Here is a 24,642-nt window from a genome sequence, read left to right as displayed (position 1 = left end):
TACGGCACCTCGCTGCGTTACCGAATCGCGCGAATACGGCCAAGTATGAGCTGCGATCCGGCGCCTTGCGATGCACCGCATCTGACGCCGCGGGCTGATCCTCGAAGATCGCCCGGACAGGACCTAGTGGGTCCCTGGCGCGGACGCGGCGAGCCCGCCGCGATGCCGCAGGTGGTCACGCGGTGACCCGGCCAACGCCCGGCCCGGCGGCCGCGGCGTAGCCGCCGGGGTCGCCGTCCGGTGGGTGCGCGCGTCGGCCCGGCCCGGCTAGGGGCGGGCGGCTGTCGCCGTGTGGATCGCCTCGCTGAGTGTCGCGGCCTGGCTCGTGAAGCCGGTGACGCGCAGCCGTCGGCCGTCCCGCAGTCGGATGCGGCAGTCGACGTCGCGGCCGGTGTGGCGGGCGAAGAGCAGGCCGGCGCGGCCGGTGTCGCGCACCCGTGCGATGTCGGACCACGGCACCACCGTGGTCGTCGAGCCGCGCCGGTGCACCAGGCCGCCCTCGTGCAGCACGAACACCTCGCCGTCGCGCGCCCGGCGGGCGCCGTCCGCGCCGATCCGGGCCAGCAGCAGCCCGGCGAGGCCGATGCCGAGCGGCAGCCCCACCACGAAGTTGCTCCGCGAGCCGCCGTCCCCGCTGAAGCCGAGGACCAGCAGCGGCACGCCGACCACCACGCCGAGCAGGCCCACGGCCAGCGCGGCCCTCGTGAACCCGCGGTTCGGCGGCCCCACCACCGGATGTTCGGCCACCAGCCGGCCCAGCCGGACCGACTCCCCCGACCCGTCCGTCATCTCAACCCCCGACTCTCGTCGTGTCCCTGCCGGAGAGTCTGCCCTACATCGAACGGTGTACCGGCTTTTCGTCATCGACGACGACGGTTCGCGTGCGGCGAGTGCCCGAGGCTGAGGAGTCCCCGAGCGATCCGGAGCCCTCATGTCAGCCCCCGCACTAGCCCTCGTCCGCGTCCTCGGCGTGGCCGCCGCCGGCGGCCTCGTCATGGCCGTGGCGCTCGGCGCCGGCACCGAGCTGGGCGCCGCGCTCGCCGACGCCGCCGGGTTCGACGGCGGGCTGCCGGCGCGGCTGGTGCCGGCCGTGCTGGTCAGCGCCCTGGCCGTGCCGCCCGTGCGGTGGGCGGCACGCCGTGCCGGCCGGCGGGCCGCCTGGCTCGGGCTCGGCGGCGACGGCGCCGCCTGGGCGCGGTCGTTCCTCGTCGGCGTCGCCGTGACGGGGGCGGCCGCCGCGCTCGTGCTCGGCGCCGGCACGGCGGCCGGGATGCTCAGCTGGTCGCGGCCCGAGCCGGCCGTGCTCGTCGGCTTTCTCGCGAGCAACGCGCTGGTCGCGATGCTGTTGGAGGCGCTGCCCGAGGAGTTGACGCTGCGCGGCCACGCCTGGGCCACGCTGCGCGGGCGGCTCGGCGGGCGGGCCGCCGCGCTCGGCACCGTCGCGATCTTCCTGCTGGTGCCGGGCGCTTCCACGGTGGTCGGGGCCCTCACCGCCCGGCTGGTCGGGCGGGACCCGGACCCGGTCGGGCTGGCGCCCGGCGGCCAACGCCCCGTGGACTACCTGGTGTTGCTGACCTTCTTCGGCCTGGCGCTGGTCGCCGCCAGGACGGCCGGCACCCCCGCGCCGCTGTGGACGGCGATCGGCACCCACCTCACGTTCCTCACCGTCAACCGGATCGCCCTGGAGGGCGAGGACCGGCGCGCCGGCTGGTTCGCCGTCGAGGAGTCCCCGGACGCGGTGCTCCTCGTCCCGGCCTATCTGCTCGTCGCCACGGCCGTGTTCGCCGCCCTGCGGCGGCGGCACACGCGCCGCCGCCGCGGGGTCGCGCGGCTCACCGCAGGGTGAGCCGGTAGCGGAACGGCGTCCGGCCGGTGATCAGTACGCGGGGGCCGGTCGGGGTGAGGTTGCCGCCGAGCCAGGTGTAGCGCTCGCCGGGGTCGACCACCGGCGGCTGGCCGGGGCCTGAACCGTTGCCCGGGCCGAAGGTGATGCGGTCGTCGCCCACCGTGTAGCTCGCCTCGCCCGACACCAACTGGTGGGTGTCCGCCTGTCCCTGGACCGCCGTGAGGCCGGATCCCGAGAGTTCGCCGCCGGGCCGGAACGCCAGCTCGATGGCCAGCGGCACCTCCGACTCGTCCACCTGGAACGACACGTCGAGGCCGTCGCCCGACTCCCGCACCACCACCTCGGTGCGCAGCGTCAGATAGGTCTTGGGGCGGTGCGGGAAGTCCATCGCCGACCAGAAGCGCGGGTCGTCGGTGAGCGCGTAGTCGCCGTCCTCGCGACGGTGTTGGGGCGGCAGCGGCAGGTGGTAGGCGGCGCGCACCCGGGAGTGCAGCCGCCAGCCGCCGCCCGAGGCCCGCTCCAGGCCCTCGCTGCGGAAGTGGCCCAGCGAGAAGAACTGCGGGGCGAGCCGCACCGAGTCCAGGATGGCCGCGCCCCTGCGGAAGGCGAGGAAGGTGGGGTTGGTGGAGAGCCCGGAGGCGAACGTGGGGATCTCGGCGAAGTCGGTGCCGCCGAAGAGCGTGAAGGTGCGGGTGCCGCGCCGGGACCTGAACAGCGCGGTGTCGGTGTCGTGGTGCTCGTAGCGGGTGGGCGGCAGCCCGGACCCCGGCAGCCGCCCGGCGAGTTCGCGGTGGTGCAGGACGCGGGCCAGGGCGTCGCCCGTCGGGTCCTCGCCGCCCGGGAGTTCGACGATGCGGCGCTCGATGTCCCGTGCCACGGCCGCGAGTTCGGGGTCGCGGTCGTGGATGGCCAGCTCGCGGTAGAGCAGCCAGTAGTCGACGATCGACCGCTGCCTGGTCTGGTCCTGGCGCCGCGAGTGGACCGTGACCACCTCGCCGTTGGGCTCCAGCAGGAAGCGGGTGACGCGCAGGTTGCGGCGCACGTTCTCGTAGAGCTCGGGACGGTCGGCCAGCCGCGCCACGGTCAGCAGCGAGTAGCCGGTGACCACGGAGGCGTAGGTGGCGCTGCGCTCGCTGTACTGGCCGCCCGGGTACTGGTCGATGCCCTCGGCCAGCCACTGGTCGATCCGGCGGGGGTAACGGCGGTCCGGGAAGAGGGCGTTGACCTGGGCCAGCACCCCGCAGATCTTCCACCGGTGGTTGGGGGTGTGCACGCCGCCCTCGGCCATCGCGGGCCCGGCGGCGCGTACGATCCGGCCCACGGTCTCCCGCACGCCGGCGGTGCGCGCGTCGTCGTCCTCGCCCAACAGGCTGAGCACGATGCACAGGTCGCCGATGGAGAACGCGGTGTCGGGCGGCGAGTGCAGGTTGCCCTGGTCGAACAGGCCGTCGTCGTGCTGGTAGTCGGCGAGCGCCTCGGCCATCTCGGCCATCGGGGCGACCAGCGTCTCGTCGTGGTGGTGGGCGGAGCGCTCCCAGACCCAGGCGGCGGCGAGCCGGCGGATGGCCCGGGCCGTGCCGCGCGCGTTGATGGTGACCAGGTTGGCCCGGTAGCTCGCCAGGACGTCCGGCACCAGGCGGTCGCCCTCGGCGGTGATCAGGTCGAGGAACGCGCCGTCCTCGGGGGCGCGTTGCTCCCCGGCGGCACCGGTGCCGGCGGCGGCCGGCGCGGCGGCGAACGCCGGCCCGACCCCCGAGACGGCTCCCACGGCCGCCGTACCCACGGCCGTACCCATGACGAAACGCCGGCGATCCATGCTCATGGCCGGTCCACCACCCTTGCTGGAGTCCCACGAAAACGGCGCTGGAAAGCGCTTGCGGCACTCTAGGTTTCGTCCTTATGACAGGACAAGAGTCGTGCAGGGGGAGAAACACGGCCCCGGCCGAGGGCGGCTACGCGGCCTCGGCCGGCGCGGTGGTCACGCCGTGCGTGGCCAGCTCGCCGAGCAGCCCGGCTCGCCGGTCGGCCGCCTCGCCCGGGTCGGGGAAGTCGGCGCTCGCCATCCCGAGGCGGTCCACCAGCTTCTCCACGACTGCGTTCTCGGCGGTGGGACGGCCCGGCAGCAGCGGCAGTTCGTACTCGTGCTGCCAGGTCCGCTGCATGGCGTGGTCGTTCCGCCACCGCACCGCGCGCAGCGTCTCCACCTGGAGCCGCCGGGCGGTGGCGCTGTCCATGCCGGTGTGCGACCACTCCCGCGCGTCGCCGTCCGGGTCGAGGACGCGGAGGTCGAACCGTTCGGCGTCCTGCCACACCGGCATCGTCTCGTCGTTGAGCATGAAGACGTAGAGCGCGAAGTGGCCCCGGTACTCGTTCACCAGGAAGTCCCGGGTGTCCTGGAAGAGTTCGGGGGTCTCGCCCGGGTAGCCGACGATGAACGAGATCCAGTGGTGGATCGAGCTCCCCGAGAGCAGTTCGAACGCCGTCCGGTTCGCCTGCGCCTTCACCTGTTTGCGCATGTGGCCGAGGGTGGTGTCGTTCATCGACTCGAAGCCGATGGCCAGCGCCCGGCAGTGGGCCTCCTCCAGGGCGTCCACGATCGCCCGGTCCTTCAGGGAGTTGGCGCGGGTATACGCCTCCCACGCCACCCTGGTGTCGGCCAGCAGCGGCAGCAGGACGCGCAGCCGGGTGGGCGGCACGGTGAACGTGGAGTCCAGCGCCTTGACGTACTGCGCGCCGTGCTCGTCGCGGTAGCGCGCGAAGTCGCCGGCGATCTTCTCCGCCGACTTGTAGCGCCACGTGGGCGAAGCGGCCGGGAAGGAGCAGTACGTGCAGCTGAACGGGCAGCCGCGCATCGACTCGTAGGGGATCACCGGGTACCGGCCGGCCGGGGCGGGGGAGGGCAGCGCCTCCAGGTCGGCGTACCGCACCTCGGTCAGCCTGATCCGCCCGGTGTCGGCGTCCCGCCACACCAGGTTGGGGATGTCGGCGGGGGAGCGGCCGTGGCGCAGCGCGTCGAGCAGCCGGGGCAGCGCCACCTCGGCGTCGCCGCGCACCACGAAGCGGACGAACGGGTGGGCGGCGAGGATCTGTTGGAACTTGAGGTTGCTGTACTGGCCGCCGAGGACGAGCGTCGCCTCCGGGTAGCGGTCCTCGACCCAGCCGATCGCCCTGGCCATGGTGGCCAGGTCCCAGATGAAGGTGGTGGACAGCAGCACCACGTCGAAGGAGCCCGCCGGGTCCGGGCGTCGGCCGTCCCAGATGGCCTCGGTCGGGTGGTGCTCGTGGTCGACGCCGGCGGCCTGGAGGATGGCGCTGACGGTGAAGGTGGTGAGGTGCGGGGCGGTGGCCGACTCGTCGTCGCGCTCGGTGTGTTGGAGCCGGACGGAGGGGACGGCGCGGATCCGGTCGGCGGCCTTCCGGCGGCGCAGCAGCGCCAGTTCGCGGCCGTCGACGCGGGCGCGCAGCGCGGCCAGGTCGAACGGGCCGCGCCGTCCTTCGGCCGGGGAGAGGAGTTCCTCGAAGGAGGAGCCCGCGATCAGCGAGGTGTTGGGGAACTCGGGGCCGAGGCCCGAGACGAGCAGTACGTTCACGGACGCGCCCCTCGCTGCGGTGTGGTGGACGGGGCGTGGCGCAGGAAACGCCGTATGGTGTCGGCGGGTTGGTGCTCGTCGTCCGGGTCGGGGCCCAGGGTGAGCAGCCGGTGCGGCACGTGGAGGAGCGTGCGCGCGACGTGGTGCGCCGAGGCGCCCGGCAGGCAGGGGTCGACGAGCACGACGTCGGGGTGGTCGGCGGCGAGCACGGCGGTGCGCAGGGTGATCTCGTCGAAGGGGCGGACGGTCGCGGCGTGCAGCGCGGTGACGTCGAGGCCGGCGGTCGCGCGCAGCACCGGGTCGAGGGCCGGGCCGACCGCCAGCACCACGCCGCGCCGGCCGCGCCGCGCCACGTGGAAGCCGCCGACGGGGTGCGGGTGGGTGTTGGGGCTTCCGGTCAGGCCCAGGTAGGCGGGGTGGTCGGCGCGCAGCGCGGCCGCCAGCAGCTCGCGGGCCTCCTCCGGGTGCCCGGGGAGGTGGATCGTCCAGCCGCCGAGCGCGTCGAGCAGCGCGACGTCCTCGGGCGCGGCGGGCGCCACCAGCACGGCGGCCGTCGGCCCCGGGCGGCCGAGCGGGGCCGACCGCCCGGGGGGCCACCAGCCGAGGGGGGACCGTGTCGCGTACACGATGGGCCGCAGCCCGGCGACCGCCAGGCCGTGGGCGACGCAGAGCGGTGACCGCCCTCGCGCGCCGGCGGCCACGACACGCTCCGGGTGGCGGGCGGCCGCGGCGGCGAGCGGGGGCGGCGTGTGGTCCGCCGACACGAGGACGGTGCCCGGGTGGTCGTCGAGCGCCCGGGCCGCGGCCTCGGCGCAGGCGAGCGCCATGCCCGCGAGACCGGGCCCTGGCTCCTCGAACTCCCCTGTCGTCGCGGTTGGTTGATCGACGGTGGTGGTCATCGTGTGCCCTCCTCCGCGTTCCTCGGCCGGTCGGGTCGACCGGCCCTCCGGGACGCTAGTCCGCCGCTTCGCGGTCGCGACGCCGGCCGGCGCGGGATGGCGCCGGTTCACCAGAAACCGTGCGCTGGATCGCAAGAACCGACCACCGCTCCTCTGCCACGATCTGCTCGTTCGTGAGCGTTTCTGTTCGCTCGCGGGGGAGGAGTCGCCGTGCACGAGACCACCGACACCGACGACGGCCCGTTGACCGTCCACCTGATCGCCGGACCCACCGGAGTCGGCAAGAGCGCCGCCGCCTCCGCGCTCGCCCGGCGTGCGGGCGCGCCCGTGGTGGTGGCCGACCGCATCCAGTGCTTCACCGACCTGGCCACCACCAGCGCCCGCGCCGGCGCCGACGAGCCCGGCGTGCGGCGCGCGTGGCTCGGTGACCGCACCGTGGCCGACGGCGACCTCCCGGCCGCCGAGGCCGCCGCCACCCTGGTCGACACGGTGCGGCGGGTCGCGCGGCCCGGCCGCCCGGTGGTGGTGGAGGGCGGTTCGATCTCGCTCCTCGTCCACCTCGCCGAGCACCAACTGCCCGAGCTGCCCTGGCGGCTGACCGTGACGACCCTGACCAGGCCGGCGGCCCCCGGCCGTTACCTGGCGGCGCTGACCGCCCGCGCCCACGGCATGCTGCGCCCCGAGCCGCCGTACCCCGGCCTGCTCGACGAACTCGCCGCCCTGTGGCGGGAGCCGGCGCACCGCTGGTTCGCGGCCTCGGTCAACGGCCTGGAGGCCGCGCTCGAATGGTGCGCCAAGTACGGACTCGATCCCGCCGACCCGGCCACCGGCCGGCTCGACGAGCATCCGCCGCGCGTCGTGGACGAGTTGGCCGCCCTGATCGGCGAGCGCCACGCCGAGCACGGCGCCGACCAGGAACGGGCCTTCGCCGAACTGTTCGCCTCCCACGCCGGCGAGGCGCTGACCGGGCACGCCGCTTGACGGCCCCGCCCGCCCGGCTGCGCGCCGTCACCGTCTTCTGCGGCGCGTCGCCCGGCTGCGGTGACGGCTACGCCCGCGCCGCCGAGCAACTCGGCCTGGCCATCGCCGAGTCCGGTCTCGACCTGGTCTACGGCGGGGCGGCCGTCGGCCTGATGGGCACCGTCGCCGACGCCGCGCTCCACGCCGGCGGCACCGTCACCGGGGTGATCCCGCGCGCCATGCTGCCGTACGAGATCGCCCACGCAGGACTGACCGACCTCCATGTCGTCCCCGACATGCACGCCCGCAAGGCGCTGATGGCCCAGCTCGGCGACGCCTTCGTCACCCTGCCCGGCGGCCTCGGCACCGCCGAGGAGTTCTTCGAGGCCCTGACCTGGTCCCAACTCCGGCTGCACGACAAGCCGTGCGTCCTGCTGGACGTCGACGGCTTCTACCGGCCGCTGCGGGCCTTCCTCGACCACGCCGTCCTGGAGGGCTTCGTCGCCCCACGCGACGTCGCGCGGCTCATCGTCTGCCAGCATGCCGACGAGGTCGTCCCGGCCCTGCGCCGCGCCGTCGCATCCACCGGCCGCTGACCCCGGCCGCCCACCGGCGGGAGGCCGCCGCCGATCCGCCGATCCGGCAGGAATCTTTGCTCGTCATTAATGGGCTCTTGAATCTCTTCCGCAGCATAATCAACACGTTTGACCGGCGGTCATCGCCAACTCGGCAAGGTGCGCGGGGGAATTCTGCGCCTTAAGGAGCGAGCATGGGTCACACGCGGATTATTGCACCGGGCAAGAGTCCTTTCACCTTTTTCCAGGGGGACGACGCCGACGAGTGGACCCTGACCCTGCGGGACACCTTCGGACCCATGTGGTTCCGGCCGCTCGGCACCGAAAGAGGCTCCTTCTCACTCCGGCGCGTCGACGGCGGCTACCTGGCCGACGTGCGGACGGCCCCCGCCGAGCTCGGCCCCGACCGGCGACACGCCGACGGGCACGGGCGCCACGGGTGGAAGCTGCAGTACGTCATCCAGGGCGACGTCGGCATCGAACAGAACGGCCGGGCCGTCCAGCTCCGGCCCGGCGAGATGGGTCTCTACGACACGGACCGCGCCTACCGCCTGCACGTCACGGGCCGCGGGCGCGTCATCGTCGTGCGGATCCCCAAGTCCGCGCTGCCGCTCCCACCGGACGTCGCCGCCCTGCTCGCCCCCCGCAGGCTCGACCCGGCCCCCGGCGTGACCAGCGCCCTGGCCGGCCTGCTCCGCTCCCTCGCCATCGACCTCACGGTCTTCGGCGAGGAGTCGCTGGCGAGCGTCAACTGGGCCGTGATCGGGCTGCTCTCCGCGGTCGTGCGCGAAGCGCTCGACGAGGCGGCCGGGTTATCGGTCGTCCGCCGCAACGCGGAGACGGTCGCCGCGGTCCGGCAGTTCATCCTCCGCAATATCGCCAACCCCGCCCTCGATCCCACGCTGATCGCACAGACCTTCCATATCTCGGTCCGCCAACTCCACCGCCTATTCGAGGAACAGGAGGGAACCGTCAGTCAGGAGATCCGCGCCCAACGAATCCAACGCTGCGCCGAGGACCTACGAAATCCCGGCCGCTGCCACGAGAAGGTCAGCGACATCGCCGCCCGCTGGGGAATCCCGGACCCGTCCAAGTTCTCCCGCCAGTTCCGCGACGCGTACGGTGTCTCCCCACGCTCCTACCGCGCCGACGCGACGCGCGCCTGACGCCGACCGCGCCTTCGCGCGGCGCGGCCGGTGCGCGCCTGGCTGGCGGATGACGCGGAGGCCGGCCGCGCGCTCGCACATCTGAACGCGGGTGAGTCCTGCCTTCTGATTCATTGCCGACGGTGTGACGCGCTACGTCCTGTCGGCCGCGCCGATGTCGTCATAAGGCGGATATCGGCGGGGATTCGAATGATCTGAGACGGCTTGGGGGATGGCCAGGTCAGGTCCAGTGCGCCTCCACCGACAAGGCAGAGAGGCAGAGAGGGGAAAACATGCCTGTTCCGCTGCTCCGACAGGAAGGGGCGGCTGACTCCGACCTGTACCGGCCGGAGTCCCGGTTTCCGTTGGAGCCTGACACCGCCGTGGCCGTGCCGGACCTGAACTCCCCCGGTGGGCCCGCGCCGTTCGCCTTCAGGTTCCTGACACCGGTGACCAGCACCGGTGGAGTCCTGCCCGCCGACATCCGGTACGACGAGGCGACGCAGACCGGCACCTACGACGACCTTCCACCCGGGGTCTTCATGACGAAGAACCCGCCCATGACGTACTTCACGACCGAGGCGACCGATACGACGCCGGAGCAGACGGACGCCAGGGACGACCCCGGTCCGAGTGACGACTGATGCCGGACGCCGGGACCGTGCTCGTGCTGGCCAGCCGCTTCGATCCCACGGCGGACCTGGCGGTGGAGGAGTTGAACCGGCGCGCGGTGCCGGTCTTCCGGGCCGACGTGGCGCACTTCCCGGTGAGGCTGACCCTGGCCGCCCGTCTCACCGGTGATGGTTGGCGTGGCACCCTCACGAGTGAGCACCGCACGTTGTGCTTGGAGGCGGTCCGCTCCGTCTACTACCGTCGTCCACAACGTCCGCAGATGGGGCACGGCATGTCGCCGGAGGCACGGAAGGTGGCTGAGCGGGAGGCCCGCCTGGGCTTCGGTGGCCTGTTGGCCGCGCTCCCCTGCCCGTGGCTGTCTCCGCCGGGAAAGGCCGCTGACGCCGAGCAGAAGCCCCTGCAACTCCGGGTCGCGCTCGACTCCGGGCTCGACGTGCCGCACACCCTGATCACGAACGACCCCGAGGCGGCCGGGGAGTTCGCCGACAGTGTCAGAGGCCGGCTGGTGTACAAGCCGTTCCATCCCGTCCGTGGCCACGTCGACGGGCGTACGGCCGCGGTCTACACGAGCCTGGTCGATCCCACGGACCTCCCCCACCCCGACATCGCGACGACGGCACACCTCTTCCAGGAGTGGGTTCCGAAGGCGTTCGAGGTCCGGCTGACCGCGGTGGGAGAACGGGTCTTCGCAGCGGAGATCCACGCGGGCTCGGACAGGGGCCGGATCGACTGGCGCAGCGACTACGGCAGCCACACGTATCGGGTCTGTGATCCGCCGGCCGCCGTGGTGACAGGGGTGCGCCGGATGCTCGAAAGGCTGGGCCTGCCCTATGGCGCGTTCGACTTCGTCGTGACGCCGGAGGGGAAGTGGGTCTTCCTCGAGGTCAACCCGTCCGGCCAGTACGGGTTCGTCGAGGTGGCGACAGGTCTGCCGATCACGTCCGCGATCGTCGACTACCTGGAAGGGGCGTCATGACGACCTCGGCGGAGGAGAGTCGGCGCTTCTTCGAGGCGCGCATCCGGCTGGCGCGGCAGTTGGAGCGCAGCGGCGTCGTTCTCTCGGGCAGCCTGATCGAGGCGTTCCTGAACGTTCCGCGCCACACCTTCGTTCCGGCCTTCTTCCGCAGGGACGGGGAGACATTCCGTCCGTGGCGGCCCACGGACGACGATCGTGACGCCTGGACCGCGGCCGTCTACGGGGACGACTCGCTCATCACCGAGTTGGACGGCGTACATGTCGAGGACGCCGAGGCACGGGAGATGACGGGCGTTCCCACGTCTTCGTCAACCGCCCCGAGCCTGATGGCGGACATGCTGGACGCCCTGGACGTGAGCAAGGGGTCCCGGGTGCTAGAGGTCGGCACGGGGAGCGGCTACAACGCGGCGCTGTTGTGCTGGTTGGCGGGGGCCGAGAACGTCACGACCGTGGACGACTCGGATCGACTCGCGTCCCTCGCCCGGAGGCGGCTCGCGAGTCTGGGGCTCCAGCCGCGGGTACTGGCGGCGGACGGAGCGGAAGGCGCGCCCGAGCGTGCTCCGTTCGATCGGATCATCGCCACGTGTTCGGTGCGGCGGATTCCCGCGTCCTGGTTCGAGCAGTGCGCGCCGAACGGAATCCTGGTCGTGCCGATCAAGGGCACGTTGGCCGGCGGCATGATCGCGCGCCTGACCAAGCTCCCGGACGGCTCGGCGGCGGGAAACATCATGCACACCCCGGCCGCGTTCATGCCGCTGTCGTCCGGTCCGCGACCCGGCGTCGAGATTCCCCCCGGTGAGAACGGCGTGCGCCGTGACTCCGGACTGTCCGGCGGCGTTCTGGACAACTGGACGTTCTCCTTCTTCGCGCAACTCCACATGAGCGCCAGTACGGTTCGAACGTACGAGAGCGTGGCCGGGACACATCTGACGACTCTTTTCGACGCCGCGGACGGTTCGGTCGCCCGGGTCGAGGATCGTCGACCGGGCCCCGGGGCGACGGTCGTCACCTCCGGGCCGCGTGACCTGTGGGCGGAGATCGAGAACGCCCACGGCGAGTGGCTGAGGTTGAACCGGCCGCGCCGCGAGTGGTTCACCATCACCGCCACCCCCGGGAAACAGGTCATCGGCTTTCGCGCGCCCGATGGTCAGGTCTTCCAGTGGACCCTGTGACCCCGCCTGGGGAGCACCGGGAGTTGCTTGGTCTCTCCAAGCGTCGGCTGGTGATGGACCGGCGGGGGTCCACCGGGTGGCGGGTGACGGGCGAGGCGGTACCGACGCCTGCGTCGGACGCCGGGCTCGGCGCATGGTCACGGTGCGTGAGCGGAGTCGCCGCCGGCGAGACGCTGTGGACACTGCTGGCCGCTGGTTCACGTTCACCACCGGTCGCCGGCCCGTCGTGGTAGTCGAAGGCGGCGTCGTAGCCCACCTCGCGCGTGAGGTGGGCGACCTTCGCCGCCGAGCCGGCGCTGCCGACGAGCCGTCCCACGCCCAGCAGCCGAGCGAACCGGGCGGCCGCCGTGCGTGCCCTGGTCCGCGAGCTGCGGGCCACCGTCCCGCCGGGCCGCGAGGCCGCCGGGCGGCGGGAGCGCGCCGGATCGGCCGCCTGAACCCGGTGTCGCCGGCCCCGGCGCGGGCACTCGGGCGCGGAGAGGTGGTCCCGGCACGAGGAGACGGCAAGTGGAGGACGCCGAGGCGGCGGGCACGTCAGGCGGGCGGTCCGCGGGCGAGGCCCCGGGCGGGTTCACGCTGGATCTGGACGCCCTGGGCACCGGCGCCCACCTGCTGGACGGCGAGGGCCGCATCGTGGCCGTCAACAGCTGGGCGGAGCGCCTGCTGGCCCGACCCGCGGCGGAACTGGTCGGGCAGGACGCGCACGACCTGCTGCACCGCGACCGCCAGGGCGGGACGCTGCCGCGCACCCAGTGCAGGTTGCGCAAGGCCATCCTCGCCGGGAGAACGGAGCAGACGACCGGGGAGTGGGTCGAACGCGGCGACGGTTCCCTGCTGCGGGTCTCCTGGCTGGCCACCCTGTGCGAGCTGGGCGACGCCCGACAGGCCACGCTGGTGCTCTACCACCCCGAGAGCGCTGGTCAGCCCGCCTCCCGGCTGTGGGGTGCCGGGGCGCCGATCACGGAGCTGGAACGGCTGGCGTTGCTGGCCGAGGCGACGACCGTGCTGGCCGCCGCCCGGCTGGAGGTCAACGAGACCCTGGAGCGGCTCGTCGACCTCGTGCTGCCCCGGCTCGCGGACTGGGCCGTCGTCGACCTGATCACCGAGCGGGACGAGGTGTGGCGCTTCGCCGTCGCGCACGTGGAGGACGACGAGGTGGTCAGACGGGAGGATCTGGAGGGGGCGATGCCGCCGGTGCCGGAGGAGTCCCCCATGCCGCTGTCCAGGGCGCTGCGCGGGGCCGCCTCCGCGGTGACCGGCCCCGAGACCTACCAGGGCCCCCCGGACTCGGGCATCGCCGTCGAACAACGCCGTCTCTTCGAGGAGACCGGCATGCACTCGGCCATCATCGCGCCGATCCGCGGCCCGCGCGAGGTCATGGGGGCCCTGACCCTGGGCCGCTCCGAGCAGCCCGCGCGGTTCACGGCGGCCGACATCGCGCTGCTGGAGGACATCTCACGCCGCGCCGGCATCGCCGTGGAGAACGCCCGTCTCTACCAGGGGCAGCGCAGGGTGGCGGAGACCATGCAGCGCCACCTGCTGCCCCAGATGCCGTACGTGCCCAGCCTGGAGATGACCGTCCGGTACGCGCCCGCGAGCGACGCCTCGCAGGTGGGCGGCGACTGGTACGACGCCTTCGCGCTGGCCGACGGCGCCACGGCCCTGGTCATCGGGGACGTCGTCGGGCACGACCTCGACGCCGCGGCGGGCATGGCGCAGCTGCGTAACATGCTCCGCGCCTACGCGTGGGGTCGGCAGAGGCCCCCCAGCAAGATCGTCGAGCAGCTCGACGAGGCGGCCTCACACATCGCCGAGGTCTCCATGGCCACCATGATCTTCGCCCGTCTCGAACTCACGGACGGGGGGCGCTACGCACTGTCCTGGACCAACGCGGGCCACCCGCCGCCCCTGCTGGTCACCCACGACGGCATCGTCCAGTACCTCACCGGCGGTCACGGCGTGCTGCTGGGCGTCGAACCCGCCCAGGCCCGCTCCGACGCGACGATGACGCTGCCGCCCGGATCCACCCTGCTGTTCTACACGGACGGTCTCGTCGAGTCGCCGAGCCGCTCGATCGACGAGGGCCTCTACCGGCTCAGGCGGGAGGCCGCGGCCCTGGCCCACCGGCCCCTGGAGCCGTTCACCGACAAGCTGCTCAACCGTGCGCGGGCGCCGGGCAACGACGACGACGTCGCCGTTCTCGCGGTCCGCGTCCCGTACCGGCACGGCCCCAGCGAGAGCGTCACCCGGCGGCCAGCCGGCGGGTGATCTCCGCGGCCGGTTCGGCCGTCGCGTGGCGGTGGCCGGTGCCGGCCCACAGGCTCAGCGCGTGCGGGTCGCCGGCCGCCGCGGCCGCCGCGCGCAGCGGCCTGGTCAGCTGGTGGAGCAGCGGGTACGCGGCCGGCGCGGTGGCGTCGTGCGCGTCGATGAACCGGTTGCGCAGCCCGCGCGCCGGGCGGCCGGTGAACGCGCGGGTCACGACCGTGGCGTCGAACGCCGGGTCGGCCAGGGCCGCCCGGTAGGGCGGCGAGGTGCCGGCCTCCGGGGAGCGGAGGTAGGCGGTGCCCGCCTGGGCCGCCACCGCGCCGGCGGCCAGGGCCGCCGCCACGTCGCGGCCGGTGGTCAGGCCGCCGGCGGCGAGCAGCGGCAGCCCGGTGACGGCGCGGACCGCGGGGAGCAGCGCCGCCAGCGGGGTGGGGTCCGGGTCGGCCGCCGGGTCGAACGTGCCGCGGTGGCCGCCGGCCTCCGGGCCCTGCACGCACAGCGCGTGCACGCCGAGCGCCGTCGCCTCGCGGGCCTCGTCCTGGGTGGTGACGGTCGCGACCACCCAGCTGCCGGCCGCCCGCAGCGCCGAGACCACCCGGGCCGGCGGCGGGCCGAAGGTGAAGGAGACCACCGGGACCGGGTCCTCGATGAGCAGCCGCAGCTTGGCGTCCCAGTCGTCGGTGTCCGCCGGGTCTGGCTCGGGCAGCGCGACGCCGTACCGCTCGGCCTCGGCCGCCAGTTCGGCGCGGTAGCGCTCGGCGCCGGCCGGGTCGGGGACGGGGCGGGGGACGAAGACGTTGACGCCGAAGGGCCCGGTGGTGCGGGCCCTGGTCGCGCGGATCTGCTCGCCGAGCCCGTCCGCGGTCCGGTAGCCGGCGGCGAGGAAGCCGAGCCCGCCGGCCTCGGCGACCGCGGCGGCCAGCTCGGGCGTGCCCGGGCCGCCGGCCAACGGGGCCTGGACGACGGGGAGTCGGAGGTCGCGGGGGTCGAACATCGGTGTCCTCCAGCGGACGGCGGGCCCGTACGGTTCTCACCGTACGGGCCCGGGTCGTGGCGGCGCGGCTCAGGAGGCCGGCTGCGGCTCCTGCTCGGGCGCGGCGTCCGCCGCGAGCGCGGCGCGCGCCGCCTGGCGGCGGGAGGCGATGGCGCTGCCGACGAACAGGCCGACCAGCGAGGCGAGGACCAGCACGATGACCGCGGCCTGGCCCCAGTTCGCGGCGTTGCCGACCAGGAAACCGGAGACCCCGAAGTCGGCGTCCGAGAAGGTGGAGTTGGCCAGGCCCACGTCGCCGAGGCGGGGCAGGACCAGCAGCGGCAGGAAGGTGATCAGCAGGCCGTTGGCCGCGGCGCCGAGCACCGCGCCGCGCCGGCCGCCGACCGCGTTGCCGATGACGCCGGAGGCGCCGCCGGTCATGAAGTGGGCCACGATGCCTGGGATGATGATCGTGCCGCCGACGGCCGCCAGCACGCCCATGCCGATCAGGCCGGCGGCGAAGCTGGCCAGGAAGCCGACGAGCACGGCATTGGGCGCGAAGGTGAAGACGATCGGGACGTCCAGGGCCGGCTTGGCGTTGGGGACCAGCTTCTGCGAGATGCCCTTGAAGGCGGGGATGATCTCGGCGAGCACCATCCGGACACCGGCCAGGATGACGGTCACGCCGGCCGCGAACATGCCGGCCTGCATGATCGCCCAGATCAGGAACCACTGCCCGCCGCTCAGCTCGCTCTCCACGTAGCCGGGGCCGGCGATCAGCGTGACCAGCAGGTAGATGACGCCCATGGAGACGGCGATGACCACCGTGGTGTCCCGCAGGAAGCCGAGGCCCGAGGGGATCTTCAGGTCCTCCGTCGACCGCTTCGGGTCGCCCTTGGCGAGCTTGGCGACCAGGCCGCTGGTGGCGATGCCGAAGCCGCCGGTGTGACCGAGCGCCACGTTCTCCTGCTTGGTGACCCGCCGCATCCACGGCTGCACCAGCGCCGGCGAGACGGTGGTGACGATGCCCTGCGCCAGCGAGCCCCACAGCACGGCCTGCCAGGACTCGAAGCCGTTGGCCATCAGGATCACGGCGATCATGGCCGCCAGGTAGAGCGCCACATGGCCGGACATGTAGATGTACTTCAGCTGCGTGAAGCGCGCCAGCAGCACGTTCACCACCATGCCGAAGAAGAAGATCAACGCGGCCTGGGTGCCGAAGTCGGTGAGGACCGTCCCGACGATCGCCTCGTTGTTGGGCACCACGCCCTGCACGTCGAAGGCGTGCTGGAACATGTCGCCGAACGGGGTCAGCGCCCCGGAGACCACGCCGGCGCCGGCGGCCAGCACCAGGAAGCCGACGAAGGCCTTGACCGTGCCCTTGAGGGTGTCGGAGAACGACTTGCGCTGGAGGACCAGGCCGAGCAGGGCGATCAGGCCGATGATGACGGAGGGCTCGCGGAATATGTCCACGAGGGTGTTGAGAAAGCTGTTCACTGGTCAACGCCTTTCCACGGCACGACTGGTGGTTCTGGGTCGCGATGCAGGTGACGTCGGCAGCGGACAGACGTTCCTTGCTTGGTAAAGGGGGCGGGGGGTCAGGAGGTCAGAGCAGGCCCTTGCGGACGGCCGCGGCCTTCACGGCCTCACGCAGCTCCTCGCGGTCGATGATGCTGTTCAGCACCACCACGTCGCCCAGGCCGGCGGCCGCGTCCTCCAGGTCCTTGGCCACGAAGAACACGTCGGCGCTCGCCGGGCTGGCGGAGCCGATGTCGGAGTGGTCGACCTCGACGCCGCTGATGCCGAGCTCGGCCAGGACCTCGTCGATGTTCATGTGGACCATGAAGCTGCTGCCGAGGCCGGTGCTGCACATCGCCAGGAATTTCATCTCGTCTCCTCGAATTCGCTGATGAGCTTGGTGACGTCGGCGGCCGACCGGGCGGCGCGCAGCGCCTCACGGGTCTCGGTGTCCGACAACATGCGGGCCAGGGAGGCCATCGCCAGCGTGTGCGCGTGCGCGTCCACCGCGGCGAAGCAGAAGTAGAGGTCCACGGCGTGCTCGGGCTGGTCGAGCAGCGGCGCCGGCTCCTCGAGGCGCAGCATCGAGATGGCGGTGCGGACCGCGCCCCGCTCGGGGCGGGCGTGGGCCAGGGCGATGCCGAAGCCGAGGTCGATGTAGGTGCCGCCGGCCTCGATGGACTCGATCATGGCGGCCACGTAGTCGGGGGTGATGTCCCCGGCCTCCAGCAGCGGCGCGGCGACCTGGGTCACCGCCTCGCGCCAGCCGAGACGGTCGGCGGAGAAACGTATCTTCTCCTCGGCGAGCAGGTCGCTGAGCTTGGTGCTGGTCATTGCGGTCTCTCTGGTGGTGCGGGGCCGTGCTACTCGGCGTCGGCGATGATGTCGAACGACAGCTCGGCGCTCTCGGGCAGGAACTTGGACGTCCCGTGGATCACGGGCCGCCGGTTGAGGTCGAAGACCCGGGAGGTCGCCAGCAGCAGCGCCGAACCGGCCGGCACGTCGAGCAGGCCGGCCTCCCGCCCGTCGCACTCGTGCAGGCCGACGACGATCTCGTTCCGGGTGAGCACCACGTCGTGGTGCGCCCGCAGGTAGGCGTACAGGGACGTGGCGGTGAAGTCCGACGTCAGCACGTCGGGGAAGCGCTCCTCCTCCACGAACGACTCGGCGAGGTGGTGGATCCGGCCGTTGACCCGGCGCAGCCGCTCCAGGCGGATGACGGAGGTGGCCGGCGAGACGTCGAGCGCCGCCGCGAGCCGGGCGCCGGCCCGCATCGGCTTCTGCACCAGGACCTCCGAGGTGACGGTGTGGCCCTGGCGGGTCATCTGCGTGAAGAAGCCGGTGACCTCGCTGACGAACCGCTCGCGGTGCTTGAGCGCGTAGCGGGGGCGGGTGACGAAGGTGCCCTTGCCGTGCTGACGGATCAGGTGCCCGTCGTTGACCAGCTCGTCCACGGCCCGCCGCAGGGTGATGCGGCTCACCGCGTACTCCTCGCAGAGCACCGACTCCGGCGGCAGCTGACCGCCGACCGGCAGCCCGCTGACCCGGCGCAGCAGATGGTCGCGCACCTGGGCGTACTTGTGCTCGGCCATCGCCGCCTCCTCGCTGAGTACGTGTCGTCGAGACGTCATGATGACTAGAAACCCGAACGACGTCAATAGGTCGCTTCCAGGTAACCGTACTGCTCGGTGAGAGCTTCCGGAACGGGGCAGATCACCGCAACCAACCCCGAATAAAAGGGATAAATGGGGCGATGGTGGCGGCCGGCGGGGATGCGTTACGTTGAGGCGAGTCATCATGACGACATGACCTGTCGGCGAGGTTGACGCCATCTCGATCTCGCCCGCTCGCAGAGGAGCCCGCCGTGACCGCAGTGATCCCCGCCATGACCGAACCCGCACTGGGCCCGACGGACCGTCAGGCCGTCGCGGTGGCCCGCGCCCTGGCCATGGACGCCGTGGAGGCCGCCGGCTCCGGGCACCCCGGCACGGCGATGGCCCTGGCGCCGGTCGCCCACCTGCTGTTCCAGCGCCACCTGCGGCACGACCCAGCCGACCCCGACTGGGAGGGCCGCGACCGCTTCGTGCTCTCCTGCGGCCACGCCAGCATCCTGCTGTACACCCAACTCCACCTCACCGGCTACGACCTGGACCTCGACGAGCTGCGCCGCTTCCGCCGCCTCGACTCCCGCACCCCGGGACACCCCGAGTACCGGCACACCGTGGGCGTGGAGATGACCACCGGGCCGCTGGGCCAGGGCGTCGCCACCGCCGTCGGCATGGCCATGGCGCTCCGGCGGGACGCCGCCCGCCTCGCCGGCGCCGCCCCCGAGGCCACCGACCGCACCGTGTGGGTGCTGGCCTCCGACGGCGACCTCCAGGAGGGCGTCTCCTACGAGGCCGGCGCCCTCGCCGGCCGCCACCGGCTCGACAACCTCGTCGTCGTCTGGGACGACAACCGGATCCAGATCGAGGGCTCCACGGACCTCGCCACCCGCGAGGACACCGCCGCCCGCTTCGCCGCCCAGGGCTGGGCCGTGCGGCACGTCGGGCTCGCCGCGGACGGCGACGTCGACACCGACGCCCTGGACGCCGCGCTCACCGCGGCCCGCGCCGAACGCGGCCGGCCCACCCTCGTCGTCCTCAGGTCGCGGATAGCCTGGCCCGCCCCGCACGCCGTCGACACCCCCGCCGCGCACGGCGCCCCGCTCGGCGCCGACGAGGTCGCCGCCACCAAGCGGCGACTCGGCGTGGCCCTCGCCCCGTTCACCGTCCCGCCCGAGGTGCGCGCCCACACCCGCCGCGCCCGCGAGCGCGGCGCCGCCCTGCACCGCGCCTGGGACGAGGCGCTCGACGCCTGGCGCGCCGCCCACCCCGAGCGGGCCGCCGCCCGGGAGGCCGCCGTGGCCCGCCCCACCCGCGCCGAGATCGCCGCCGCCCTCCCCGAGTTCGAGCCCGGCGCGACCGTCGCGCCCCGCGACGCGTCGAGCGCCGTCATCCAGGCGCTGGCCGCCGCGCTGCCCCGACTGTGGGGCGGCTCGGCCGACCTGGGCGACTCCAACCGCACCACCATCAAGGGCGGCGGCTCCTTCCTCCCCGAGGAGCCGGCCGGCCGCACCGTCCACTGGGGCGTGCGGGAACACGCGATGGCCGCCGCCCTCAACGGCATCGCCCTCGTCGGCTACGACACCCCCTTCGCCGGCACCTTCCTGGTGTTCAGCGACTACCAGCGGCCCTCCCTGCGGCTCGCCGCGCTGATGCGGCTGCCCGTCGTCCACGTCTGGTCCCACGACTCGGTCGCGCTCGGCGCCGACGGCCCCACCCACCAGCCCGTCGAGCACCTGGCGTCGCTGCGCGCCATGCCGGGCCTCGCCGTGGTCCGCCCCGCCGACGCCACCGAGACCGCCGCCGCCTGGCTCGCCGCCCTCGGCCACGAGGGCCCGGTCGGCCTGGTGCTGGCCCGGCAGGGCCTGCCGGTGCTGCCGACGCCCGCCGACGCCGTCCGCGCGGGCGTGGCCCGCGGCGCCTATGTGGTGGCCGAGGGCGACGGGGTGCTGCTGCTGGCCAGCGGCAGCGAGGTCGCGCTGGCGCTGGCCGCCCGCGAGGCGCTGGCGGCGCGCGGCGTCTCGGCCCGGGTGGTGTCCGTGCCGAGCAAGGACTGGTTCCTGGCCCAGGACGCCGAATACCGCGACGCGGTGCTGCCGCCGGCCGTCCGCGCCCGGGTGGTGGTGGAGGCCGCCACCGCCTTCGGCTGGCACGACCTGCTCGGCGCGCACGGCACCACGGTGACCATCGACGACTACGGCCTCTCGGCCCCCGCCGCCGACGCGCTGGCCGCCAAGGGCATGACGGTCGAGGCCGTGGTGGACGCCGCGCTGGCCGCGCTCGCCTCGGCGGCCGCCCGATGAAGCACGGACGCTCGCCGCTGGCCGGCGTCGACCTCGTCGTCCTCGACTGCGACGGCGTGCTGGTGGACACCGAGACCCTGGGGCCCGCCGTGGTCTCCGAGATGACCGGCGAGGTGGGCTGGCCGCTCACCCCGGACGAGGTGCGGCGGCGCTTCCTCGGCCGCCCCGAGGCGTACCTGTACGAGCAGGTGCGGGCGCACGCCACCCGCCCCGTGGGACCCGACTGGCTGGCCGACTACCGGGACCGGGTCAGCGCCGCGTTCGCCGCCAGGCCGCACACCATGCCGGGCGTCGGCGAACTGCTCGACGCGCTCGACGCCCGCGCCCTCCCGTACTGCGTCGCGTCCAGCGGGAGCCACGCCAGGATCCGGCACTCGCTCGGCCACAGCGGCCTGTTGCCGCGGTTCGCGGGGCGGATCTTCAGCGCCGACGACGTGCCGCGCGGCAAGCCGGCCCCCGACCTGTTCCTGCACGCCGCCCGGACGTCGGGCGTGAAGCCGGCCCGCTGCCTGGTGGTCGAGGACAGCCCGGCCGGCGTCGACGCGGCCCTGGCCGCCGGGATGCCGGTCATCGGCTACACCGGCGGGCCGACGGCCGCCGAGGCGCTCGCCCACGCCACCCTCGGCACGGTCCCCGACCTGCGGCTGATCGCCGGCCCCCGGACCGGTCCTACCGCTCGTAGCTGACGGTCACCGGCGCGTGGTCGCTCCAGCGTTCGGCGTGGGTGGCGGCCCGCTCCACGTGGGCCTTGACGGCGCGGGCGGCCAGGCTCGGCGTGGCGATCTGGTAGTCGATGCGCCAGCCGGTGTCGTTGTCGAAGGCCCGGCCGCGGTAGGACCACCACGAGTAGGGGCCCTCCTGGTCGGGGTGGAGCGCGCGCACCACGTCCGTGTAGCCGCCGTCGGCCGGGTCGAGGACGCGGCCGAGCCAGGCGCGCTCCTCCGGCAGGAAGCCGGAGTTGGTCCGGTTGGCGCGCCAGTTGCGGAGGTCGGCCTCGCGGTGCGCGATGTTCCAGTCGCCGCAGACCAGCACCTCGCGGCCCTCGGCGGCGGCGCGCCCGCGCAGGTCGACGAGGTAGGGGAGGAACGCGGCCATGAAGCGCTCCTTCTCGTCCTGCCGCTCGGTGCCGACCTCGCCCGACGGCAGGTAGAGGCTGGCCACCGTGAGCCCCGGCAGGTCGGCCTCCAGGTAGCGGCCCGACGCCTTGAACTCGGCGCAGTCGAAGCCGATCCGCACCGCGTCCGGCTCCCGCCTGGTCAGCAGCGCGACGCCGGCCCTGCCCTTGGCCTCGGCCGGCGCGTAGGTCACGTGCCAGCCGGCCGGCCTGGCCACCTCGGCCGGCAACTGGGCCTCCTCGGCGCGCACTTCCTGGAGACACACGACGTCCGCCGTGGTGCCGGCGAGCCAGGGGAGGTAGCCCTTCCTGGCCGCGGCGCGGAGGCCGTTCACGTTCACGCTGGTCACGGTGAGCTGCTGCACCGCACGACCGTAACAAACCGCGCGATAGGGAAGGGGGCGGCGGTGGCGCCGGCCGGGAGTTCCGGTGACATCGTCCTATTTTTCGCTCTTTGGGGTGGGTTTCCGCTTCTCGGCTCCTCCCGGGGGCCATACAGCAGGGAGTAGGGCGTCGGCCGGTCGGATGACGCGCCAACCTGTCCTGTTCCGAGTCCACTTGGCCGCCGACCGCCGGCCGTCCCCTGCCTCGACCCCCGAAAAGCAACGACGCTCAAGGAGGTACCCCGTGCACCCTGCACGACGAGTGCGAGCGATGGCGCTGAGCGCGGCGCTGGTCGCCGTGGCCGTGCCAGGACTGCTGGTCCCGGGCGGTGCGGCCCACTCGGCCGAGCCGCCGGCCGGCGCGGCGACCGGCCTGTCGCAGCCCAGGAACCTGGTCGTCGGCTACGAGCCAGGATCGCCCGAGGCGAGTTCGGACGAGGCCGTCAGGGAGTCCGTGCGGACCATGGCGGCCGGCGACGAGCAGCCCCTGACGTTCCAACGCCGCCTGGCCACCGGAGCCGTGCTGCTGAGCGTGGACCAGGGCGCGGCCACGTCGGCCCGGCCGCTCGACGACCTCGCCGCGCGGCTCGCGGCCGAGGAGAACGTCGCGTACGCCGAACCCGACGTGGTGGCCGGGCCCATGGCAGACCCGGACGACCCGGGCTACCCGCTGCAGTGGGACCTGCACGAGGAACCGGCGGGCATGAACGTTCCGCCAGCGTGGGAGCTCGCGACCGGCGAGGGGGTCAACGTCGCCGTCATCGACACCGGCCACGTCACCCACTCCGACCTGGAGGCCCAGGTCGTCGACGGCTACGACTTCGTCTCCGACCCCACCCGCGCCAGGGACGGCGACGGGCGTGACAGCGACTACCACGACCCGGGCGACTGGTCGGACGCCAACGTCTGCGCCCCCGACACGCCCGCCAGGACGTCGTCCTGGCACGGCACCCACGTCGAGGGCACCGTGGCCGCGGAGACCGGCAACGGCCAGGGCGTCGCCAGCACGGCGTACGGCGCCACGGTGCAGCCGGTGCGCGTCCTGGGACTGTGCGGTGGCGACAGCTCGGACATCGCCGAGGCGATCATCTGGGCGGCCGGCGGCTCCGTGCCCGACCTCCCCGACAACCCGACCCCGGCGCAGGTCGTCAACCTGAGCCTGGGCGGTAAGTCCCCGTGCACCACGCTCTACCAGGACGCGATCGACTTCGCCGTCGAGCAGGGCACCACCGTCGTCGTCGCCGCCGGCAACTCGGACGACGACGCCTCGCTGTACGCGCCGGCCAACTGCGAGGACGTGATCACCGTCGCGGCCAGCAACCGCGCCGGGGACCGCGCCTACTTCTCCAACCACGGGAGCGCGGTGGAGATCACGGCGCCCGGCGGCGGCGGTCCGAACCTGGACGACAACATCCTGTCCACCTACAACACCGGTGCCACCGCCCCGGCCGACGAGTCCTACTGGTACCTCCAGGGCACCAGCCAGGCCACCCCGCACGTCTCCGCGCTGGCCGCCCTGCTCCTGGAACGGGCCCCCTCGCTCTCGCCGGCCGGGGTCCTGGACGCCATCACCGCCACCGCCAGGCCCATCGACAGCTGCGGCGCCGACTGCGGCGCCGGCCTCGCCGACGCGGGCGCGGCCGTGGCCTCCCTCGGGTAGGTCCTGTCCGGTCAGCCCCGGAGCGGGATGAGGCCGGCGGCGGTCGGGCGGAAGCCGCACGCGTCGAGGTAGAAGGGGCGCAGGTGCTCCTCGAAGTCGACGTGCAGCCACTCGCAGCCGGCCGCCCTGGCCTCGGCCTCGGCGAGCGCCACGAGCCGGGCCGCCACGCCGAGCCGGCGGTGGTCGGCGGCGACGACCGTGTCCAGGAGGAACGCGTGGGCGCCGCCGTCCCAGGCGACGTTGACGAAGCCGACGAGCCGGCCGTCGGTCGCGCGCCGCGCGCAGACCCAGCCGAGGCTGTGCCCGCGCAACTGGCCCGGCCAGTCGGCGGCGGGGGCGGGGACGGGCTCGCGGTCGAAGCCCTCGGCGTGCAGGGCCTCCACCTCGTCGTGGGTCAGCTCGCCGCGCCAGGCGTAGTGGAGGGACGTCATGCGGGGATCGTAGGACGTGAGCCGCGCCACGCGGGACGCATTCGTACTATGACCTGCATGGACATTCGCATCGTGCGCTTCGACCACCCCGACGCGGTGAAGCTCAACGACGAGGTGCAGGCGGAGTACGCGGAGCGGTACGGCGACGAGGGGGACATCACCCCCCTCGACCCCGAGATGTTCGTGTCCCCGCGCGGCCTCTACCTTGTGGCCTACGACGAGAGCGGCCGGCCGATCGCCACCGGCGGCTGGCGCTCCCAGGACACGGCCAGCGAGGAGGGGTACGCGGACGGCGACGCCGAGATCAAGCGGATGTTCGTCGTCCGGGAGGCGCGGGGCCGCGGCCTCTCGCGGATCATCCTGGCCCGCCTGGAGGAGGACGCCAGGGCGGCCGGGCGGAAGCGGATGGTGCTGGAGACGGGCACGGCGCAGCCGGAGGCCATGGCGCTCTACCGCAGCGCCGGCTATGTGCTGCTGCCGGACGCCGAGAAGTTCGGCCTGTACCGGGCCTCGGACAACAGCCGCTGCTTCGCGAAGCCGCTGTAGGGGTTGCCGGGTTTTCCCCCACCCACCCGCCCGTTGCCCGCCTGCGGGG

At 73.6% G+C, this 24,642-nt stretch carries 23 protein-coding genes and 1 pseudogene; 12 read left to right on the top strand and 12 right to left on the bottom strand.

Annotated features, from left to right (window positions below):
- Nucleotides 1-267 precede the first annotated feature (267 nt).
- A complete protein-coding gene (locus RNC47_RS32525; protein WP_311604050.1) occupies nucleotides 268-789 on the bottom strand; it encodes a hypothetical protein in 522 nt (173 codons plus the stop codon).
- Between the two features lie 142 nt (nucleotides 790-931).
- On the opposite strand from RNC47_RS32525, the gene RNC47_RS32520 reads away from it, so the two are divergent.
- A complete protein-coding gene (locus RNC47_RS32520; RefSeq protein ID WP_311604048.1) occupies nucleotides 932-1,846 on the top strand; it encodes a CPBP family glutamic-type intramembrane protease in 915 nt (304 codons plus the stop codon).
- Here RNC47_RS32520 and RNC47_RS32515 read toward each other — a convergent pair.
- The 3 genes from RNC47_RS32515 to RNC47_RS32505 form a co-directional block, all read right to left on the bottom strand.
- Nucleotides 1,833-3,668, bottom strand: a complete 1,836-nt coding sequence (locus tag RNC47_RS32515; RefSeq protein WP_311604046.1) for a hypothetical protein — start codon at nucleotides 3,666-3,668, stop codon at nucleotides 1,833-1,835. The genes RNC47_RS32520 and RNC47_RS32515 overlap by 14 nt on opposite strands.
- A 130-nt stretch (nucleotides 3,669-3,798) precedes the next feature.
- Complete coding sequence (locus tag RNC47_RS32510; RefSeq protein ID WP_311604044.1) at nucleotides 3,799-5,436, bottom strand: B12-binding domain-containing radical SAM protein; 1,638 nt, start codon at nucleotides 5,434-5,436, stop codon at nucleotides 3,799-3,801.
- Nucleotides 5,433-6,335, bottom strand: a complete 903-nt coding sequence (locus RNC47_RS32505) for a transketolase family protein (RefSeq protein ID WP_311604042.1) — start codon at nucleotides 6,333-6,335, stop codon at nucleotides 5,433-5,435. The genes RNC47_RS32510 and RNC47_RS32505 overlap by 4 nt, the downstream gene beginning before the upstream one ends.
- Before the next feature lie 210 nt (nucleotides 6,336-6,545).
- On the opposite strand from RNC47_RS32505, the gene RNC47_RS32500 reads away from it, so the two are divergent.
- The 6 genes from RNC47_RS32500 to RNC47_RS32475 all read left to right on the top strand — a co-directional run bounded on the left by RNC47_RS32500 (nucleotide 6,546) and on the right by RNC47_RS32475 (nucleotide 11,796).
- Nucleotides 6,546-7,316, top strand: coding sequence for an isopentenyl transferase family protein (locus RNC47_RS32500; RefSeq protein WP_311604040.1), 771 nt, complete (start codon nucleotides 6,546-6,548; stop codon nucleotides 7,314-7,316).
- Complete coding sequence (locus RNC47_RS32495; RefSeq protein WP_311604038.1) at nucleotides 7,313-7,891, top strand: LOG family protein; 579 nt, start codon at nucleotides 7,313-7,315, stop codon at nucleotides 7,889-7,891. Before RNC47_RS32500 ends, RNC47_RS32495 begins: the two co-directional genes overlap by 4 nt.
- A 173-nt stretch (nucleotides 7,892-8,064) precedes the next feature.
- A complete protein-coding gene (locus RNC47_RS32490; protein ID WP_311604037.1) occupies nucleotides 8,065-9,036 on the top strand; it encodes an AraC-like ligand-binding domain-containing protein in 972 nt (323 codons plus the stop codon).
- 272 nt (nucleotides 9,037-9,308) lie between these two features.
- Nucleotides 9,309-9,659, top strand: coding sequence for a putative ATP-grasp-modified RiPP (tgmA, locus tag RNC47_RS32485; protein WP_311604035.1), 351 nt, complete (start codon nucleotides 9,309-9,311; stop codon nucleotides 9,657-9,659).
- A gap of 17 nt (nucleotides 9,660-9,676) precedes the next feature.
- Nucleotides 9,677-10,624 (top strand): ATP-grasp ribosomal peptide maturase, encoded by a 948-nt coding sequence (tgmB, locus tag RNC47_RS32480; RefSeq protein ID WP_311604033.1) that lies wholly within the window; start codon nucleotides 9,677-9,679, stop codon nucleotides 10,622-10,624.
- Nucleotides 10,621-11,796 (top strand): methyltransferase domain-containing protein, encoded by a 1,176-nt coding sequence (locus RNC47_RS32475; RefSeq protein WP_311604031.1) that lies wholly within the window; start codon nucleotides 10,621-10,623, stop codon nucleotides 11,794-11,796. The genes tgmB and RNC47_RS32475 overlap by 4 nt, the downstream gene beginning before the upstream one ends.
- A gap of 217 nt (nucleotides 11,797-12,013) precedes the next feature.
- On the opposite strand, the pseudogene RNC47_RS32470 reads toward RNC47_RS32475, so the two are convergent.
- Nucleotides 12,014-12,145 (bottom strand): annotated as a pseudogene (locus RNC47_RS32470) (NADP-dependent oxidoreductase); the annotation flags it as partial.
- Nucleotides 12,146-12,303: 158 nt separating this feature from the next.
- Between RNC47_RS32470 and RNC47_RS32465 the strand changes: the two are divergent.
- Nucleotides 12,304-14,064 carry a SpoIIE family protein phosphatase gene (locus RNC47_RS32465; RefSeq protein WP_394814929.1) on the top strand — a complete coding sequence of 587 codons (1,761 nt, stop codon included), beginning with the start codon at nucleotides 12,304-12,306 and terminating at the stop codon, nucleotides 14,062-14,064.
- Here RNC47_RS32465 and RNC47_RS32460 read toward each other — a convergent pair.
- From RNC47_RS32460 to RNC47_RS32440, 5 genes are all read right to left on the bottom strand, one after another.
- Nucleotides 14,039-15,055, bottom strand: coding sequence for an NAD(P)H-dependent flavin oxidoreductase (locus RNC47_RS32460; RefSeq protein ID WP_311604029.1), 1,017 nt, complete (start codon nucleotides 15,053-15,055; stop codon nucleotides 14,039-14,041). The two genes, RNC47_RS32465 and RNC47_RS32460, sit on opposite strands and share 26 nt — an antisense overlap.
- 69 nt (nucleotides 15,056-15,124) lie before the next feature.
- The gene (locus RNC47_RS32455) at nucleotides 15,125-16,531 is read right to left on the bottom strand and encodes a PTS ascorbate transporter subunit IIC (RefSeq protein ID WP_311604027.1); all 1,407 of its coding nucleotides are present in this window, start codon (nucleotides 16,529-16,531) and stop codon (nucleotides 15,125-15,127) included.
- Between the two features lie 109 nt (nucleotides 16,532-16,640).
- Nucleotides 16,641-16,922, bottom strand: coding sequence for a PTS sugar transporter subunit IIB (locus RNC47_RS32450; RefSeq protein ID WP_311604025.1), 282 nt, complete (start codon nucleotides 16,920-16,922; stop codon nucleotides 16,641-16,643).
- A complete protein-coding gene (locus RNC47_RS32445) occupies nucleotides 16,919-17,386 on the bottom strand; it encodes a PTS sugar transporter subunit IIA (protein WP_311604023.1) in 468 nt (155 codons plus the stop codon). Before RNC47_RS32445 ends, RNC47_RS32450 begins: the two co-directional genes overlap by 4 nt.
- A 29-nt stretch (nucleotides 17,387-17,415) precedes the next feature.
- Complete coding sequence (locus RNC47_RS32440; protein ID WP_311604018.1) at nucleotides 17,416-18,183, bottom strand: GntR family transcriptional regulator; 768 nt, start codon at nucleotides 18,181-18,183, stop codon at nucleotides 17,416-17,418.
- A gap of 233 nt (nucleotides 18,184-18,416) precedes the next feature.
- Between RNC47_RS32440 and tkt the strand changes: the two genes are divergently transcribed.
- Nucleotides 18,417-20,459 (top strand): transketolase, encoded by a 2,043-nt coding sequence (gene tkt / locus RNC47_RS32435; RefSeq protein WP_311604016.1) that lies wholly within the window; start codon nucleotides 18,417-18,419, stop codon nucleotides 20,457-20,459.
- Nucleotides 20,456-21,145 (top strand): HAD family hydrolase, encoded by a 690-nt coding sequence (locus RNC47_RS32430; protein WP_311604014.1) that lies wholly within the window; start codon nucleotides 20,456-20,458, stop codon nucleotides 21,143-21,145. Before tkt ends, RNC47_RS32430 begins: the two co-directional genes overlap by 4 nt.
- Here the strand turns inward: RNC47_RS32430 and RNC47_RS32425 are convergent.
- Nucleotides 21,129-21,938: an exodeoxyribonuclease III gene (locus RNC47_RS32425; RefSeq protein ID WP_311604012.1), complete on the bottom strand. Its 810-nt coding sequence runs from the start codon at nucleotides 21,936-21,938 to the stop codon at nucleotides 21,129-21,131. The two genes, RNC47_RS32430 and RNC47_RS32425, sit on opposite strands and share 17 nt — an antisense overlap.
- 262 nt (nucleotides 21,939-22,200) lie before the next feature.
- Between RNC47_RS32425 and RNC47_RS32420 the strand changes: the two genes are divergently transcribed.
- Nucleotides 22,201-23,616, top strand: coding sequence for a S8 family peptidase (locus tag RNC47_RS32420; RefSeq protein ID WP_311604010.1), 1,416 nt, complete (start codon nucleotides 22,201-22,203; stop codon nucleotides 23,614-23,616).
- An 11-nt stretch (nucleotides 23,617-23,627) separates the two neighbouring features.
- Here the strand turns inward: RNC47_RS32420 and RNC47_RS32415 are convergent, their stop codons facing one another.
- The gene (locus RNC47_RS32415) at nucleotides 23,628-24,047 is read right to left on the bottom strand and encodes a GNAT family N-acetyltransferase (RefSeq protein ID WP_311604008.1); all 420 of its coding nucleotides are present in this window, start codon (nucleotides 24,045-24,047) and stop codon (nucleotides 23,628-23,630) included.
- A gap of 57 nt (nucleotides 24,048-24,104) precedes the next feature.
- Here RNC47_RS32415 and RNC47_RS32410 point away from each other — a divergent pair, with 57 nt between their 5' ends.
- Nucleotides 24,105-24,593, top strand: coding sequence for a GNAT family N-acetyltransferase (locus RNC47_RS32410; protein ID WP_311604006.1), 489 nt, complete (start codon nucleotides 24,105-24,107; stop codon nucleotides 24,591-24,593).
- Nucleotides 24,594-24,642 lie beyond the last annotated feature (49 nt).

It is taken from the genome of Streptomyces millisiae (genome assembly GCF_031845425.1).
In the GTDB taxonomy this organism is placed as follows: Bacteria; Actinomycetota; Actinomycetes; order Streptomycetales; family Streptomycetaceae; genus Streptomyces; species Streptomyces millisiae.
Note: the sequence above shows the minus strand (reverse complement) of the source record. Positions and strands in the feature narration are given on the sequence as shown.

What these genes read in the sequence shown, in the direction of transcription:
- RNC47_RS32525 (WP_311604050.1), bottom strand. Translation starts at nt 789, where the DNA reads ATGACGGACGGGTCGGGGGAGTCGGTCCGGCTGGGCCGGCTGGTGGCC.
- RNC47_RS32520 (WP_311604048.1), top strand. Translation starts at nt 932, where the DNA reads ATGTCAGCCCCCGCACTAGCCCTCGTCCGCGTCCTCGGCGTGGCCGCC.
- RNC47_RS32515 (WP_311604046.1), bottom strand. Translation starts at nt 3,668, where the DNA reads ATGAGCATGGATCGCCGGCGTTTCGTCATGGGTACGGCCGTGGGTACG.
- RNC47_RS32505 (WP_311604042.1), bottom strand. Translation starts at nt 6,335, where the DNA reads ATGACCACCACCGTCGATCAACCAACCGCGACGACAGGGGAGTTCGAG.
- RNC47_RS32490 (WP_311604037.1), top strand. Translation starts at nt 8,065, where the DNA reads ATGGGTCACACGCGGATTATTGCACCGGGCAAGAGTCCTTTCACCTTT.
- tgmA (WP_311604035.1), top strand. Translation starts at nt 9,309, where the DNA reads ATGCCTGTTCCGCTGCTCCGACAGGAAGGGGCGGCTGACTCCGACCTG.
- RNC47_RS32475 (WP_311604031.1), top strand. Translation starts at nt 10,621, where the DNA reads ATGACGACCTCGGCGGAGGAGAGTCGGCGCTTCTTCGAGGCGCGCATC.
- RNC47_RS32460 (WP_311604029.1), bottom strand. Translation starts at nt 15,055, where the DNA reads ATGTTCGACCCCCGCGACCTCCGACTCCCCGTCGTCCAGGCCCCGTTG.
- RNC47_RS32450 (WP_311604025.1), bottom strand. Translation starts at nt 16,922, where the DNA reads ATGAAATTCCTGGCGATGTGCAGCACCGGCCTCGGCAGCAGCTTCATG.
- RNC47_RS32445 (WP_311604023.1), bottom strand. Translation starts at nt 17,386, where the DNA reads ATGACCAGCACCAAGCTCAGCGACCTGCTCGCCGAGGAGAAGATACGT.
- RNC47_RS32440 (WP_311604018.1), bottom strand. Translation starts at nt 18,183, where the DNA reads ATGACGTCTCGACGACACGTACTCAGCGAGGAGGCGGCGATGGCCGAG.
- RNC47_RS32430 (WP_311604014.1), top strand. Translation starts at nt 20,456, where the DNA reads ATGAAGCACGGACGCTCGCCGCTGGCCGGCGTCGACCTCGTCGTCCTC.
- RNC47_RS32415 (WP_311604008.1), bottom strand. Translation starts at nt 24,047, where the DNA reads ATGACGTCCCTCCACTACGCCTGGCGCGGCGAGCTGACCCACGACGAG.
- RNC47_RS32410 (WP_311604006.1), top strand. Translation starts at nt 24,105, where the DNA reads ATGGACATTCGCATCGTGCGCTTCGACCACCCCGACGCGGTGAAGCTC.